The sequence below is a fragment of the Desulfovibrio simplex genome (genome assembly GCF_055387835.1).
Map to the genome: position 1 here is coordinate 2,806,842 of NZ_AP042377.1, position 16,690 is coordinate 2,823,531.

Annotated in this window: 9 protein-coding genes and 2 tRNA genes; 6 read left to right on the forward strand and 5 right to left on the reverse strand. The window is 54.0% G+C overall.

Going from position 1 to position 16,690, the window contains the following annotated elements; all coding sequences use genetic code 11:
* The first annotated feature begins 870 nt into the window (after window positions 1–870).
* Window positions 871–2,469: an outer membrane homotrimeric porin gene (locus ACZ5DH_RS11580; protein ID WP_464254423.1), complete on the forward strand. Its 1,599-nt coding sequence runs from the start codon at window positions 871–873 to the stop codon at window positions 2,467–2,469.
* A gap of 390 nt (window positions 2,470–2,859) precedes the next feature.
* Here ACZ5DH_RS11580 and ACZ5DH_RS11585 read toward each other — a convergent pair whose 3' ends face one another.
* From ACZ5DH_RS11585 to ACZ5DH_RS11595, 3 genes are all read right to left on the reverse strand, one after another.
* On the reverse strand, window positions 2,860–3,642 hold the full coding sequence (locus tag ACZ5DH_RS11585; protein WP_464254424.1) for an alpha/beta fold hydrolase: 783 nt from the start codon (window positions 3,640–3,642) through the stop codon (window positions 2,860–2,862).
* Between the two features lie 428 nt (window positions 3,643–4,070).
* Window positions 4,071–4,391 (reverse strand): DsrE family protein, encoded by a 321-nt coding sequence (locus ACZ5DH_RS11590; protein WP_464254425.1) that lies wholly within the window; start codon window positions 4,389–4,391, stop codon window positions 4,071–4,073.
* Window positions 4,392–4,605: 214 nt separating this feature from the next.
* On the reverse strand, window positions 4,606–4,872 hold the full coding sequence (locus tag ACZ5DH_RS11595; protein ID WP_464254426.1) for a ribbon-helix-helix domain-containing protein: 267 nt from the start codon (window positions 4,870–4,872) through the stop codon (window positions 4,606–4,608).
* Window positions 4,873–5,080: 208 nt separating this feature from the next.
* Between ACZ5DH_RS11595 and ACZ5DH_RS11600 the strand changes: the two genes are divergently transcribed.
* The 3 genes from ACZ5DH_RS11600 (at window position 5,081) to ACZ5DH_RS11610 (ending at window position 7,134) form a co-directional block, all read left to right on the forward strand.
* Entirely contained in the window at window positions 5,081–5,476 is a 396-nt protein-coding gene (locus tag ACZ5DH_RS11600) for a tyrosine-type recombinase/integrase (RefSeq protein ID WP_464256549.1), read from the forward strand.
* Between the two features lie 478 nt (window positions 5,477–5,954).
* The gene (locus tag ACZ5DH_RS11605) at window positions 5,955–6,683 is read left to right on the forward strand and encodes a PAAR domain-containing protein (protein ID WP_464254427.1); all 729 of its coding nucleotides are present in this window, start codon (window positions 5,955–5,957) and stop codon (window positions 6,681–6,683) included.
* Window positions 6,673–7,134, forward strand: a complete 462-nt coding sequence (locus tag ACZ5DH_RS11610) for a hypothetical protein (protein WP_464254428.1) — start codon at window positions 6,673–6,675, stop codon at window positions 7,132–7,134. The genes ACZ5DH_RS11605 and ACZ5DH_RS11610 overlap by 11 nt, the downstream gene beginning before the upstream one ends.
* Before the next feature lie 553 nt (window positions 7,135–7,687).
* Here ACZ5DH_RS11610 and ACZ5DH_RS11615 read toward each other — a convergent pair.
* A tRNA-Ser gene (locus tag ACZ5DH_RS11615) sits at window positions 7,688–7,782 on the reverse strand.
* A 280-nt stretch (window positions 7,783–8,062) separates the two neighbouring features.
* Here ACZ5DH_RS11615 and ACZ5DH_RS11620 point away from each other — a divergent pair.
* Window positions 8,063–9,811: a glutamine--tRNA ligase/YqeY domain fusion protein gene (locus ACZ5DH_RS11620; RefSeq protein WP_464254429.1), complete on the forward strand. Its 1,749-nt coding sequence runs from the start codon at window positions 8,063–8,065 to the stop codon at window positions 9,809–9,811.
* A gap of 182 nt (window positions 9,812–9,993) precedes the next feature.
* A tRNA-Lys gene (locus ACZ5DH_RS11625) sits at window positions 9,994–10,069 on the forward strand.
* Between the two features lie 444 nt (window positions 10,070–10,513).
* On the opposite strand, the gene ACZ5DH_RS11630 is transcribed toward ACZ5DH_RS11625, so the two are convergent.
* Window positions 10,514–16,510 (reverse strand): beta strand repeat-containing protein, encoded by a 5,997-nt coding sequence (locus tag ACZ5DH_RS11630; protein WP_464254430.1) that lies wholly within the window; start codon window positions 16,508–16,510, stop codon window positions 10,514–10,516.
* Window positions 16,511–16,690: the final 180 nt, after the last annotated feature.

Consider the following 16,690-nt stretch of genomic DNA (forward strand, 5'->3'; position numbering starts at 1 on the left):
CTCGTAGGCACTGGCCCGGCCAGGCTCGGTTGTGCATACCATCCGGCCCGGGCCCGATACAGTATGGACGTCGATGAAAAGGCTCAACTTGAAAGCTGCCGCACTTTGGCCCCCTTTCTGGAAAAGGGAGCAAAGGCAAAAGGGCATTCCCGACAGGATGCGGACGCCACAGTGATCCCAAATGTACGCCTGCACCGGGACAAAATCCTACATTCTCAAGCTGTTGCCGATCTTGCTGACAAATCGGGCGCTGTACACATAGCATCAGGAGCGGGAAATCCCTGCTCCAGTAACGCGCACAACATCTTTCGATTTCTTTCTTCCGCACCCCCTAGCTCCGCCTCGTCGTCTGTTGCCAGTGCTGGGACAGAAAGCCGTGCCTCATCCACCATCCTGGCCCCTTGGGGATACCGTCTGCCAACAGCATCAGACGGGCCAGGTTATACAAAACAAAAGCCCACCCCACATTCCCCGGCATTGCCGCCTCTCGCCGCAGGCAGGCTTTCTGCCCTTCTTCGGGTGCGCCCTGCACGGACAAAACACGCCTGCACCTCAGCCGCGCTTCATTCGGCGCGGACAGCCACAGCTTCTGGCTCCCCGGCGCAACGCAATTCTATGGCGAACGCCAAGGGAAGCCCTGGGACCTGCGGCTGGAAGATGAAACTTTCATATACGAAGGTGAAATGCTGCGGGCTGTTCCAGAACGCTGCGCTCTGGCGACGACAAAAGCAACCTTACGCAATGGCCTGATGACTGCCCCCTGTTACCCGCTGTGGAGACGGCGGTCTTTTGTGGACTTGTCTCTGAAAATCCAGATCTGGTTCCCATTTTTATTTAAAAATAACCGTATTACAGGAATAGGAGTGGTGCATGAAAACAATTACTACACTCGTTCTTGCAGCCAGCCTGGTTCTGGGGGGTGTCGGTGCTGCTTCGGCCATTGATTTCAAAGTCAAGGGCGAGTGGTTAATGAACTTCGACCTGGGGAGCGGCGGAAAATTCGTCAGCAAAGGACGTGACGGTAAGAACGCTGTGGGCAACTACCGCGCCGCAGGACATGGCATAGAAGACAATTTTGAGGCCCGCCAACGCGTGCGCCTTGAACTTACCGCCGTGGCGTCTGAAACGCTTTCCGGAACCGTTTTCTTTGAAATGGGCGACAGCGTCTGGGGCGCCTCCAACTCGCTCTACGGTGGCGGCGGAGCGCTTGGCGCTGACGGCAGAGTTGTTGAACTCAAGCGTGCCTACATCGACTGGATGGTGCCCAGCACAGATCTCAAGCTGCGTATGGGCATTCAGGGTTTTTACCTTCCCAGCGAAACCTTTGGGAGCGCCATCCTGATGGAAGACGGCGCGGGCATTACCGCCAGCTACAAGTTCAACGACAACGTGTCGCTCACCACTTTCTGGCTGCGTGCCTATAACGACAATGCCAGTGCCGCCAATACACTGGATACCAGAGTTTCCGACGACTATCTGGATAACGTTGATTTTTTCGGCCTGGTCATGCCCCTCGACTTTGAAGGAGTAAAAATTACACCTTGGGTGATGGCCGGCGCCATTGGCGAAAATTTCGATAGAACAAATGTAAACTTCGCCACCGAAATCGCATCAGGCTCGAAAGCCTATAACGGTGCAAGCCCCATAGACGTTCGCCGCAATACCACCGCCCTTGTGGCCCCTCCCGGCGCCCTTGACGATAATGCCAGGCACCTTTTGCGCGCTGACGCTTATTCCACCGCCATATGGGCTGGCCTTACCGGCAAAATCACCATTGCTGATCCCTTCCGTTTTTCCTGGGATTTCAACTATGGAAGTGTGACCACCGGCAGGGAGGAATACGATCGTTCAGGCTGGATGCTCAGCGGTCTTGCCGAATACAAGACAGATTGGGGCACTCCCGGCCTGGTAGGCTGGTGGAGCAGCGGTGATGACGGAAACATCAAAAACGGTTCCGAAATTATGCCTTTCGTTTCCATTGGCAGCGGTGGTTACAACCTGTCAACCTTGGGCACATGGGGCGAACCCTGGCTCTCCAATGACGGCATCATGGGTTACAATGCTGTGGGCACATGGGGTTTTGGCGCAAGAGTAATGGATATTTCCTTTGTGGAAGACCTGAAACACAACCTCCGCGTCAACTACTTCCGGGGCACCAACGATCCCGCCATGGCCGGCTATATCACCGGTACCCGCAGCTACAAGGGACAGGGCAAAGCCACCGGCCTGAGCGACTTCAACTCTTACGGAACGTATCTCACCACAGAGGATTCGGGAATGGAGGTCAACCTTGATACCCATTACGACATCTACAAAAACTTGGATATGTGGATACACCTTGGTTATATCCATCTGTGGCTGGATGACAGCTACAGCATGTGGGGAGGATATGACAAAAAAGGCAACAGTCACGGACTTAACGCCACAGATGCATGGCGTGCCAGCATATCTTTTAGATATTCATTTTAAACAATGAATCTGGGGTAACCCCTCGTTTCGCCCTCCCCTCCTTAGTTAGAGAGTGGGCAGAGAATTGTACACATACCTTTTTTGAACGCAAAAAGCCGCCAAATTATCATCAGATAACTTGGCGGCTATTCGCTATGTGGCGAAGAGGGAGAGATTTTAACTCTCGGTACAGGCTTAATCCCGTATACTCGCTTACAATCGAATTGACTGATTTTCTATTAGATAATGGCTTCAGATAATTATAAGCATTTCAATGCCATATTTGCACTCAGCTACATACCCGGACACCGCCGTAAATGCAAAAAATATGGACACCGGTATGGATGAGCGTGTCTTAAACTTTGAGGATGAATACTTTCAAATGACTTTTTTCGAAGTTTTTGTCCAAAATCAGATAAAATCCGTATTATGTTCAGCGAAGCGCGCGGACAAAAATTCCTTAAACAGACGCACAGCAAAAGACGCAGTGGAACTCCAAGCGAAATCCTGAAAAACAAAATGACCGCAATACGGCAGCATCAGCAAGGAAGAATCAGGAATAAGTGCTTTCATTTCCACAAATTGTTCCGGCAGTATCATATCCCGATCTCCGCCTACAAGGAGTGTAGGCACCTGTAAGGTCGTCAGGAGTTCCCTGCTGATGATGCTTTCTTGGTTCCAAAGCTTTTTTGTTTTGGCGATAAAAGTTTCCGGTGCGGGTTTTGGATTCAATTCGGCATACTGCTCAAGTACTTCCGCCATATGCTCCCGTACAAAGGCTACAGATAGCGCGTCAAACATTTTCAGACAGCCTTCAGACATACCGGACGATCCCTTATAATTTCCAGATATGGCGATGAGGCTTTTTATCATTTTCGGAAAACGGCTTGCCATGTGCAGACCGATGTTTGCACCGTCGCTATAACCGATGACATGAAACGACGACAAATTTAACTTACGGGTGAACGAAGCCAACTCTTCCGCCATCAGGGCATAGTCGAACGGCGCATCCGTATCCGCCGTTCTTCCGTGTCCGCGCCTATCCACAGCAATAACGCAAAAGTCATCCACCAATTCCGCAAACAAATTTGAATAATTGACGCAGGTATCAAAGCCTCCATGCAGAAAGAGAACTGGTTCTCCCTGCCCTTCCATAGTATAAAACCAGTTAATTTCCCCATCAGAAATTTGCATTGCTTGTCCCTCTTTGTTGAAAATGGAGTTTCTCCAAATTTCTAATTTTATTTCCCCGGAACTCTGTACACAAAAATATCAAATGCATACTTTATGCGGTCATGCAAAACGGCGAGTTGCTCCACTGCTTCCGGGGCAAAGATGACCCGATAGCTTATCGTTAGGCGTGCTCCGCTGCAAGGCGCTCGCGCACTTGAGTAACATTGACCGCACGGGAAGGGTCTGCCTTAAGGGCGTCATAAGCCGTCCCGACTTGAGCTTGAAGCCAGTTTTCGACTGCCTTGTCACGCGCCATCAGAGCGCGAAGCCCATCACGGATAACTTCACTTTCTGTAAAGGACTAAAAGGCCATCCATTAAACAGCCCACTAAAAAAGGCGCTGATTATATAAAAAAGCCCACTAAAGATTGCTCTAATGGGCTCAATAATCAGTAGTTTAATATCTTATCAGCTTGTTTTACATACTCATAAAGAGCTTTCATACTGGATTGCTTTACATATTCACTTTCGCCCACACCGTGGACGAGCATACATTTCCCTCAAGCGGCGAGTACTCCATCGCTTAGGGCAAACATTTTTGCTTCCTCCGCTATAGGGAATTGTGCGGAATCGCCTTGATACAGGTCAACGCCGGAGCCATTGAGAAAGAGCGTGACTTCTTCTCCTGCATTTAAAAGGAAATTGCCAAATCGTACGGCATTCCATTTAATTTCCGGAGAATCACTGGAAAGAACAATCAATATTTGCATTTACTATCAACCTCCCGCAGTTGCATTGACGCGAAATATATCCCTTTTGGGGCGCAGGCTCAAGCCACACAAAAATGCTGTCAATAGAACCACACCTACCAAAGGCCAAGTATGGGGTATTTATTGGCGATGTCGGATGATGCCGCATCGGCAATGTGGTTGTACAAAGCGGCGAGTTGCTCCACTGCTTCCGGGGCAAAAATGACACGATAGCTTATCGTTTGGCGTGCTCCGCTGCAAGACGAGCGCGCACTTGAGTAACATTGACCGCACGGGAAGGGTCCGCCTTAAGGGCGTCATAAGCCGTCCCGACTTGAGCTTGAAGCCAGTTTTCGACTGCCTTGTCACGCGCCATCAGAGCGCGAAGCCCATCACGGATAACTTCACTTTCTGTCGCATACTCACCAGCCTGCACCTTTGCCTTGACCACATTTGCCATCTCATTGGGCAGTGTGATGCTGAATTGCTGTGTCGTCCGCATATAGCCTCCTTCAGCATTGATAGGATTAAATCCTGCTCAATTTTATGAAGCCCCGCAACTATAAGTAACCCTACTGAGTTATCAGAAAACATTTTCAACAAGAAAAAAGCACGGGGATGGGAGGTCGAAGAAAAAAAGCGCTTGCTGACCGTCACAGCTATGCCTCAGGCCTTGACGTTTTCTAGCGCCAGCAGAGCCTACCTCGAAGATTGTAAAGCCCGTAACGTCCACGCTAAAAACCATACTGGACGCTCAAAAACTGGTGACTGGCGATGCCGAGTACTTTTTCATCAATCCAACCACCGGAAAACCGTTCGAAATGCGCCAACCCGCGATGAAATATATGCTGGGCCGACTGTGCAAAGAAGCTGGGGTCAGCCCTTTCGGCTTTCATGCCATCAGACACTTCTTTGCCGTGAGCCTTGTGGAATCACAGCAGACAGACCTGACGGCTATCCAGAGGCTATTAGGACACCAGCGGGCTACCACAACCGACATTTACTTGCGTGGCATTGATCCCCGGCTTGACCACCTTGCGGGGGTCATCGAACAGGTGGTTCAGCCAATAGCACCACGCAAGGAGCTCGAACAGGCTGACGGCTAGCGGGGGTTTGATAAACGAGAAAGGCGGGTTACTTCGCGGGACCCGTCTTTTTTGCGGCTACTGGCGCTGACGATAAGCATGACTGATAGCTACCTACCGAGGGTCGCTTCAAATTCGCCGCCTCCTGGTCTTTTAGCCGCCGCACAGCTTGTGCCATGTTTGACACAGCCCTGCACGTAAAGCTGAATTTTGGGCAGTTGCCAGAAAAATCAGATCAATATGTCCATACTTAACGCGAGTGATACGTGCCTTAACAACTATATATTACCTATTGTTCATGCTCAAATGTGGAGCCAGGTTCGTTGGATATCGTGTATTATAGATTTTATGCATTTACTGCCTATATATTAAAGTCATGATAAAAATTACCACGCTACACTCAGCGACAGGCGCTTTTTCCGCCACTGTTCCATTTTTCCTCAAGTATCCTAGGCTTCTCACAAAACTTGCGGCACCAGCATCGCGCCGGGGAGGTTGCATGACCTATACCATTCACGGACGACACATTATTGTGTTGGGAGACAGAACAACGCACGGTGGTCAGGTTATCAGTGGATCAATGACTTTCAGCTATCTTGGTGTGCCCGTGGCGCGTGTCGGGGATCAGGTGACATGTCCCAGGTGTGGCGGCGTCCATAAAATTGTCGAGGGCACTGAAAATACATTTGATCATGATATGCCCGTTGCCGTGCATGATTGCCGCACGTCCTGCGGTGCAAGGCTGATAGCGGAAAGCGCGAACAAGCCGTGGAATCCAGCATGGGCTGATGGCCTTAGCTCTCCCCGTTTTGAGGCCCCACCCAACGCACCGCCACCGCTCAACGATTCCGAAATGCGCTCTTTTCACACACAGGCTGAAAAGCAGGGTCTGGGCGACAGAAAAACTCTGGCCCAATACCGCAAGGTTACTGTCGGCATTTCACTGAGCGCCGGGCATTACAGCGGATGGGAAAACCGCGACATCCCCATCAATGGGGAGGCATTGGTATACGTAAAAAATATTGGAGTTTTTGTTACTCCTGCCGTTGTAAGGGCTGGCCCTTGTTCAGGAGAAATACAGACACAAGGCTTACCATTAGCACCATCTTGGGGGCATTTATTCAAATTTACAGGCAGCCCTGGTTCTTGGCATATTTCTGTCGATGCTCCTACTGATTCCTACAATCTAAAAATTGAAGTATGGACAAAGGATATCTATGCTGACTAACATAATATTTATACTATTAATCGTTTTCTTGCCACCGTTATCTGTTCATGCTGAAGAATTGAACGAAGTGCGAATTCCGTGCGAGGGTGTTGATCTAATAGAAATATATAATATTCCTGGAATGGATATCAAAATGTCCGGAATGAACGGGAATTGCAATGGTGGTGATTGCTATACAATAGGCGTTCGATTGACAGAGAAAGAAGCAACCGTCATGCAAGCCCAAGCCCGTTTTTTTATTTGCCAGCCCTATGATATATATATCGGTACAGAAAAAATGATTTCCAGCTACAAACTGGACTTCATCCCTCCTGTTAAGCTTTTTAGTATAATAGGTGAAAACGCTGCATATGCATCATTTGAGGAGGCAAAAACAAGGGCCATTGAAATTTGCCCGGACAGACCCGTAAGATATGCCGGGATTCTTGGCGAGCGGCCAAAGCCTGATTGAAGGCGGGGGGACAAATGGGCCAGAGATAGAACCCAACACCAAAGTGTAGAGCTTAAGTGCTATGACCAGCCCAACTTCTAGAATGGTAGGTCAAGTAGCGTACTCGCGGAAAAAGCGGCAAGCCGCCATTATGGCAGCTTGCCGCTTTTTCACGCCGAAAATTGTGGATGGAAAAAATGCGATTCTCATCAATGGGGAGCCATTGGTATACGTAACATATTGGAGTTTTTGTTACTCCTGCCATTGTGGCCCTTGTTCAGGAGAAATACAGACACAAGGCTTACCATTAGCACCATCTTGGGAGCATTTATTCAAATGGGTCATGACTAGCAGAGAGGAAAATTACGGAGTATTTTGAGCACCATTTTATCTATGTGTGATTCATAGACATCGTTTCAATTTGCCGATGCCTTAGGCATATTTTTGCAGAGCCTTGAGCCAAAGTATGGACAACGGTATGGATGCGGCCATGTACTCGCTAAAAGCACGCCTCCTTTGAACGCAAAAAACCGCCAAATTATCATCAGATAACTTGGCGGTTTTACTTGCTATGTGGCGGAGAGGGAGAGATTTGAACTCTCGATACAGGTTTAAGCCCGTATACTCGCTTAGCAGGCGAGCTCCTTCGGCCGACTCGGACACCTCTCCGCTTTAGGGCGCACTGCGCCCGGAATGCAGAAGTGCAAGCTAGCCCAGGTTGGCATGGCTGTCAAGCGTGCGGGGATTTTTGTTCTTTTGCCCACGGCCTGTCGTGGCGGCCTGTCGTGATTGCCACAACCACGGCTGCCAGCAACAGAAGGCATCTCAGCAAAGCAGGCCGCAATCGCCCTGCAACGTCCCGGCGGGCCGCATGCGCACGATTGACCCCTGCCCCGGCTTGGCGTAGTTTTACAGTTTACATTATCGCCAGGAAGTAATGGAGCGCATCATGGCCCCCGAGACAAAAAACATGACCCCCACCGCCGACACCCGCTGCACCAACGCCACCGACACGGCGGCGGACACCGCAAACAGGCCCGGCGTGGACTTCATTCGTGCCCGTATCATTGAAGACAATGCCACAGGCCGCTATAACGGCAGGGTTCATACGCGCTTTCCTCCCGAGCCCAACGGCTATCTGCACCTTGGGCACGCCAAGTCCATCTGCCTGAATTTTGGCGTTGCCAACGAGTTCAACGGATTGTGCAACCTGCGCTTTGACGACACCAACCCCACAAAAGAAGAGCAGGAATACGTCGATTCCATACGCGAGGACGTGCGCTGGCTCGGCGGCGACTGGCAGGACAGGGAATTTTATGCCTCCAATTATTTTGAGCAACTGTACGCCTATGCCGAACAGCTCGTCACAATGGGCAAAGCCTATGTGGACGATCTTTCGGCGGAAGAAATCCGTGAGTACCGGGGCACGCTGACCGAGCCGGGCCGCGAAAGCCCCTGGCGCAACCGCAGTGTGGAAGAAAACCTCGACCTGTTCCGCCGCATGCGCGCGGGCGAATTTGCCGATGGCGAGCGCGTGCTGCGCGCCAAGATTGACATGGCTTCGCCCAATCTTGTCATGCGCGACCCCACGCTGTACCGTATCCGCCATGCCGCGCACCATCGCACGGGCGACACGTGGTGCATATACCCCATGTACGACTACACGCACTGCCTGTCGGACTCCATCGAGGGCATCACCCATTCGCTCTGTACGCTGGAATTCATCAACAACCGCGAACTGTACGACTGGGTGCTGGAGACGCTTGGCGCATACCGCCCCCAGCAGATTGAATTCGCCCGTCTCAACGTCACCTACACCGTCCTTTCCAAGCGCAAGCTCATCCAGCTTGTGAAGGAAGGACACGTTCGCGGCTGGGACGACCCCCGCATGCCCACGCTCTGCGGCCTGCGCCGCCGGGGCGTGCCAGCCGAAGCCCTGCGTGAGTTCTGCTCCCGCATTGGCATGGCGCGGGCCGACTCCACAGTGGAATATTCCATGCTGGAATTCTGCGTGCGTGAACACCTCAACGCCCATGCGGCGCGCGTCATGGCGGTGCTTGATCCCGTCAAGGTGGTCATTGAAAACTATCCCGAAGGGCAAGTGGAAGAATTCGACATGCCCTACCATCCTGAGGATGAGAGCTACGGCAGCCGCAAGGTCCCCTTCTCGCGCGAACTGTACATTGAGCGAGACGATTTCCGCATGGAACCACCCAAGAAATACCACCGCCTGGCCCCCGGAGCGGAGGTGCGCCTGCGCTATGCCTATTTCATCACCTGTCGCGAGGCCATTCTGGATGACGCGGGCAATGTGATCGAACTGCGCTGCGCATATGAGCCCGAAAGCCGCGGCGGCCAAAGCCCGGACGGCCGCAAGGTCAAGGGAACCATTCACTGGGTATCGGCCCAGCACGCCATCCCGGCAGAAGTGCGCCTGTACGACCAGCTCTTTGCCGCTGAAAATCCCAATGCGGCCCCCGAAGGCCAGACATTTCTGAACCATATCAATCCGCAGTCCCTCAGTGTTGTCGAGGGTCTGCTGGAACCTGCCCTGACGGGCCTGCCTGTGGGCGACAAGGTTCAGTTCGAGCGCCTGGGGTATTTCTGCAAGGACAAGGACAGCACGGATGCCCGCCCCGTCTTCAACCGCACGGCGACGCTGCGCGACACCTGGGCCAAACAGGAAAAGAAGGGCTAGCATGGGCAACCGGCACCCTATGGGCAGCCGGGCCGTCCCGGAACGGAGAATACTATCAAGCGTAACATACGAACATAACAAGAAAATATGAGCCTTTGCGGCCGGAAATGTTACGGGCGCGTCAGACACGCATTTTGCCACTTGACAGCCAAAACGTCAGTATATATAGTGCGCGTCTCAATGGGTCGTTAACTCAGCAGGTAGAGTATCTGCCTTTTAAGCAGAGAGTCGCAGGTTCGAACCCCGCACGACCCACCATTTAAAATCAAGCGGTTAGCCCCACAAAGGCTGGCCGCTTTTTCTGTTGCGGCTATGTGTTGGATACGCTCCTTACCCCTAGAGCAGATTAACTTTGAAATGCTTCACATTTCAAAGTTTTCATTCAGCCGAAAAATGTGATTTTCGGCTGAATCCACGCCACGCTGTGGCGCGTTGCACTTTCGTGCAGCGTTAGGGCATTTACACTTTTTCAAAGTTAAAATACTCTAAAAAATCAGACGGCTGGCTCCAGTGGAGCCAGCCGTCTTTCTTTTGCATGGTACGGACTGTTTTTTGAAGCCACGCCAGGCGGCCTTCTCAAAGTATTTGTGCGCTGCCGGGCAATTTTATTTTGCAACAGCCCGGCAGCCGTAGGCTGAAGACGCCCGCCGTAGCGGGCGTCCCGTAACCATTAAGAATGCATATTCTCAAAATCAATCCGCTCTAGCAGTTTGCCATTTCACGTGCGGCGCTGTCCGTTGCCTCCTGGCTGGAGTCCATTACCGTGGGCGCGCTGACGGCCTCGTGCGCCGCGGGTGTGCGTTCCTCAGCAACTACAGGAGCATCAACGGCATGTTCGCCGGGGCCGTCGTGAACAAGAATCATGTTCATGTCGGTCAGGGCCACATCGTGCAGATCTGAGCCCGATTCAACGTACCAGAATCCGGCCTCGCCACTTTCCACCGTCTGCTGGTCAGTGTCCGCAAACAGACTGTCAAGGCTCTCATCGCCGTGGGTCAACGTGATGGCGGCGTGAAGCCCGGCGACGCCGCCTCCGCACTCTCCATTGTCAAGATAACCGTCGTGCAGGGACTCATCCCCTTCGTCTGCCGCCATGTCCGTTGGCATGCCCGCGGCTGGGGCATGCAGAAAGGCGAAAAGCGGCAGTGCCGGTCCCACTTCATGCTCGCCCTCGGCAAAGCCTGGTTGCGCGATGTCCTCAGCCTCAAGACCCCCCGCATGCACCACAGTACTGTCCGTCTGCGCGCTAAAGGTGGCCTGCGGGCTGTCATCGCCTGTCATGAATATCGGACCGTCATGAGCGCCCACCGGCGAATCCTGCGTGCCTCCATGTCCGGCTGCGGCATGCTGCGCGTCCTGCATAGGGTGTTCCGCACCGGCGTCCCCATCCATAGCCGAGAAGTGCGCGACAGAAGTAGCGACAGGCTCATGCAAATGCTCGACAAGTTCCGGAGGCAAGATCGAAACGTGGTCCTTCAGGCCGTACAAAAGGTCATTAAACGCCGACACAAAGTCCGCGTCCAGATTTGCAACATTCAAACCGTCGAAACTGATGCACGTAAGCCCGCCTGCAATAAGGCCGTCAGCCGCAATACCATTTAACCACTGCCCATAACGTCCTGCAAATTCTTCCGTGCTGGAAGCCAGGAGTATGAGCGTATATGTGCCGCCGGAAGCCATGACGTTCAGGCTGCCGGCTTCAACAACGCCGTTCAGCGTAACGGTATTGCTGCCTTCGCCCACATTGATCTGGTTGCCGCTGCCCTTGACCGCTCCATTAATGGTTACATGGTCGTCGCCCGCGCCGGTGGTGATGATATTCCTGCCGCCGTTTGCGGTCTGCATGGCGACTCCACCGTTAAGGGTGATGCTGTCGCCCTCGCCGCCAGACTGGGAATGCCCGGTAATGTAGTTCACCGCGCGTCCGCCGTCGGCCCACATGGCAATGGCCTTCTCGGCCGAGGCGGCCGTGGCCGTTATGGTGAGGCTTAAGGGCCCGCTTGCGGACTGCACCGTATTTGTACCGGAAGAGCTGCCTGAGCCTTCAGCAAGCAAACCATAGTCCTGCCCGACAACAGAAACAGTATTGCCGGTAACGGTGTTTGCGCCTCCACCCCCGACCACCATACCTCTGCCGCCATCGATAAGGACAGTGCCGCCAGTAACCATATTGCTCCCGCCGGAAGCGAACATGGCGCTCGCACTCGCTGACGTGCCGGTGATGACGATGTTGCCGCCGTTGACAATATTCTTGCCGCCAAATGTTTCAAGGCCGTAGGTGCCACTGATGCTGACCTTGCCCGTTGCGCCGGCATCAACAGTATTGACAGTATTGGCGCTTTGAGCGCCGTGCGAATAGACGCCGACACTATAGGCCCCGGTTCCGGTGATGGTAATGTCGCCGCCGCTGACGTCGTTTTTTCCGCCGTCGTTAGCGTACAGTCCAAGATTGCCGGCAATGGAAACCTTGCCGGCCGCGCCGGCCTCAATCGTGTTCACGCTTCCGCTTCCGCTGGCCTGAACGGCAGCCCCACCAACGGAGGAACTGTTGCCGGTAATGGTGATGCTGCCACCCTCCGTGGTGACCCGGTTGCTGCCGGAAGACTGGGCATCCACGCCGTAGCCGGTTTTTCCGCTGCCGGTAATGGTCACGTTGCCGCTGGCAGTGGTGATGACATTGCTGCCTGAAGATCCTGCCTGCATGCCAAAGGCAGTGCCGGAACCGGTATTTTCGCCAGTAACGGTCACGTCGCCGCCTTCTCCTTTTGTGGTAATAGCGTTATGGCCGGCAGTCGCATACATGCCATAGCCAAAACCGCTGCCGGAAGGGCCGGTTCCACTGCCTGATACAGTCACGTTACCGCCTTTCGTGGTAACAGCATTGTTGCCGAAAGTGGCCCCATACATGCCGTAGCCGGTGGTTCCCGTGCCTGATGCCTTCACATCGCCATTTTCTGTGTGTATCTCGTTGATGCTGCCGGCAGAATTGGCATACATGCCGTGGCTGCTGCCGGATGTGGCGTTGCCGGTCACCGTTACGTTGCCGCTTGCCGTTTTGTTGTTGGTAGTGATGGTGTTGCTGCCGGAAGAAGCGGACATGCCGGATCCGGTGGAAGTGCCGCTGCCCGACACGGCCACATTGCCGCCCTCGGTAGTAATGGTATTGCTGCCGGAAGAAACGGCAGACATGCCAACGGCATTACCGGAGGTTGCATTGCCCGACACCTTTACATTGCCGTTTTCCGCGCTGATGGAGTTACTGCCGGAAATGGTGGCGGACATGCCGTATCCGTTGCCGTTGGCGGCATTGCCCGAAACGCTTATCCCGCCACTTTGGGTGGAAATGTCGTTGCTTGTGCCGACAGTGGTTGCATGCATGCCATAGCCTGCGGCGCCGGAACCTGACACGTCTATCTTTCCGCCGACTGTCTCAACAGTGTTGCTGCCGGAAGAGTTGGCAAATATGCCGTAACCGGAGGTGGACGCTGCGTTGCCCGATATTTTTACGTCGCCGCTGCCGGTGGTGGTGATGCTGTTGCTGCCAAAATCCCTGGCATTCATGCCGTAGCCGAAGCCGCTGCCGATACCACTGCCGGTGCCGGCGGCGTTAACGGTCACATTACCGCTGGTAGTGGTAATGCTGTTGGCGGCTTGCGCGCCGGTGGCGTACATGGCTGAAGCCACGTTGCCCGTAGCGTTTATTTCAACGTGACCGTGGGCGTTGATGGTGTTCTTCGCAGAAGCCGTAGCCGTGCCGGAAGATATTACGGCCATGCCATAGGCAGTGCCGGAGGCGGAGGAACTGTTTATGGCGACAGCGTCGCCGGATGTGATGCTATTGGTCGCATTGCCATCGTTTCCGGTATTGTAGTTGATGACCATGCCATAGGCATTGGAGCTTGCGGTTGATCCGGTGGCTGTTGCCGTAATAGTGGTTTTTTCATCGGACGTGACGGAATTGCTTCCGCTGACAAGGTAGCCTGGACCGGAAAGGCTGTTCACAGCCATGCCGGATGCCGTGCTTCCCGTGGCGGAAATATCCACCGCCCCCCTGGCGGAAAGGCTGTTATGCCCGCCAGTGTCAACACGCAGGGCAGCGGCCTGATGCGCGGTGCTGATGGCGCTTACACTGATATCTTTCTGGCCGTTGATCACGTTGTCGCTTTCGTAGCGTGCGATCAGTCCAGTGGCGACGTTGCCGCTGCTGCCGGCCTTGATGTCAACGTCCCCTTCGGCGGTAATGCGGTTGACGGCGTTTTTGCCGTAAGCGGCCACCGCGTGGGCTTCGTACGAGCCGGAGGGGTTGTTCTGGGCATCCCGGTTGGCGTGTACGCTCACATTGCCGCTCTGGCCCTGCGCGGTCGCGCCAGTGGTGTCGATGCTGTTTTCAGCTTCATTGACCGTGTTGTTGTTGGCGGCATACATGCCGATAGTCCAGCTGGAATCCGAGCTGCTGCTGACGGTCACTTCGCCGGCGGTAATCCTGTTGCTGGCCGCGACGCCATTTACGCCGTCGGCATCTGCGCCCATGCCCACAGATGCACCCGAGCCACTGTGGACATCCACGTTCACAGCGCCGCCAGTGGCGCTCAGCACGTTTGAACCATTACGGGCGGCTGCCAGCCCGTCAACCCTGGCGCCATTTGAAATGGCCTGGATGCTGATATCACCGTCAGTTACGGCAAACGTGTTGACGCTGTTCTCCTCAGCACGCGCGCCTGCATACTTGGAGGTTATGTAAAGAGACCCATCAGCTACGGTCAGGTTATTGGCACTCTCACTATAAGAGTAGATGCCTCCCCCATCCCCATCTACGAAGACAGAGCCGCCAGCAACGTCAATATTGTTGGTGCCGCCAAAGTGGGCCATCAGCCCTTCCCATCCGCCCTTGATGTTCACGTCGCCATTGGTCACTGAAACAGTGTTGACACTGTCATCATATGCATGAATACCGCGTCCGATGGCGTCAATACTCAGATTTCCATTAACAACGTCAACATTGGCGCTGCTGCTGGTTCCGGACGAGATGCCCCAGGTGTCTGTTGTTATGCTTACAGATCCATTGGTAGCGGAAAGATTGTTGGTGCTGTTATCATATGCGGCCGCACCGTCCCAATTTGCATTGATGGTGATGTCGCCGTCGGTTGTCGTTACAGAGTTTGTGCTGCCGCCCAAGGCCTGAAGGCCCTGTTTTCCGGCGGTTATGCTGACGTTGCCGCCTGTTGCAGCCACGCTGTTGGTGGCGTTATCCTCGGCAACCATGCCCCATCCGTCGGCGTCAATAGTGACATCGCCGTCTTGTGCCGCGACGGTGTTTTTGCCGCCATCTTTTGCCAAAAACCCCGTATCGCCCGCATCAACAGCTACTTCACCGCCACTGACGGTGTTTTTGCCGCCATCGGCAGCGGATACGCCATTGCCAGAGGCGTTTTGGACATGAACCGAGCCCTTGCCCATGCCGATGACATTTTCGGCCCCGCTGCCCTGCGCGAGCACACCCTCTGCCACGGTAAGCCTGCCGTCCGAGGAGGTGATGTGGGTGGTGGAGCCTTGTGTCGTGTTAGCAACACCGGCGTTAAGGGTGATGGTGTTGTAGTCATCGGCCATATGGGCCGGGTCGGCCGAGCCGCTGGCATGTATGGAGCTGCCGCCGATGACGGCGTCGTTCATGATGATTTCATCATTCTGCGCGGAGGATATGACGGAATAGGCCCCTCCGTTGTTTTGGCCCTGATGGAACTCGCCAATATTGTCCAGATGCTGACCGCCGTACTGGCTGTCATGAGCCGCTGAATCAAAATTCTGGTTGTCTGTGGCCACAAATTCCACATTGTATTCAAAGGTATCGCCCGAAGTGCGGTCTGTAACCGTAACATGAATAAAGTCCACCAGGCTTTCACCCGCAAGGCCGAGACGCTGCATTTCAGCCACGCCATCCGCGGTGAGGCGGAATTCCAGGCGACCGGCAATGCTGTCGAAGCTGACGTCTACCCACGAGGTTGACCACCCGGCAGGCAGGGAAATTGCCACGGCATACCGGGCCCCCGGCGCTGAACCCGCGAAATCAATGTCGCCGGCGGCAACAGCCACAGGGGATGCGCCATTGCCGCCAAAAAACACGGTGGTGGTTACAGGATCGGCGGAATTGCCAGGGGTATACAGCACCGCGCGCACAAAAGGCCCGGCGGGGAACAGCGGCGGTGCGGGGATGGGCACATCAGGGCCAGCCGCATCAGGATTGCCGCCAAAATCTGTCCCCTGGGCAGCAACCAGGGCGGAATCAAACTGCATGCCGCCGTCCGCCGCTGTTTCTCCCTGACCAGACATATCCAGTCCATCCAGGTGGTCCACCCCTCCCAACAGGCCGGAGTCGCCGTACGCCTGGGTGGAATGGGAGCGCTCCACAGGGGCAGGGCCTGCAGCCGGTATCAGGTCAGGCCCAAGGGCGCTGAAAAATTCCGTGCCGGAAACCAGCCTGCCGTCAGCTTCAAATTTAGGAATATTATCAGCATGATAGTTTTTATAAAAATCATCAAGTCGAATGGCGGCACCGTCATAAAATGTAAAAATCAATGCGCTGTCGTCGCGCGACAACGTAATGCCTTCAATTGAAAAGCCAAGAATAATTTTATCGCTTGCAGCAGCGTGTATGCTAATCGTCTGACCTGGGCCAGGACGTGAAATTTGAGAAATGTTCATGGTCGCCCCCTATGAATTCTGGAGTCATTGATATGCCTTAAGGCGCGGCTGATTTGAAAGGAGAATGCAGAGATGTCGTCTGATTCTGGGGATAATATCCCCGGCCACATATACTTGTATAAAGGTGCGGCCTTCGAAATACATGGCGAACAAGAGGTATTTGCAGTTCGCGATCTGGGA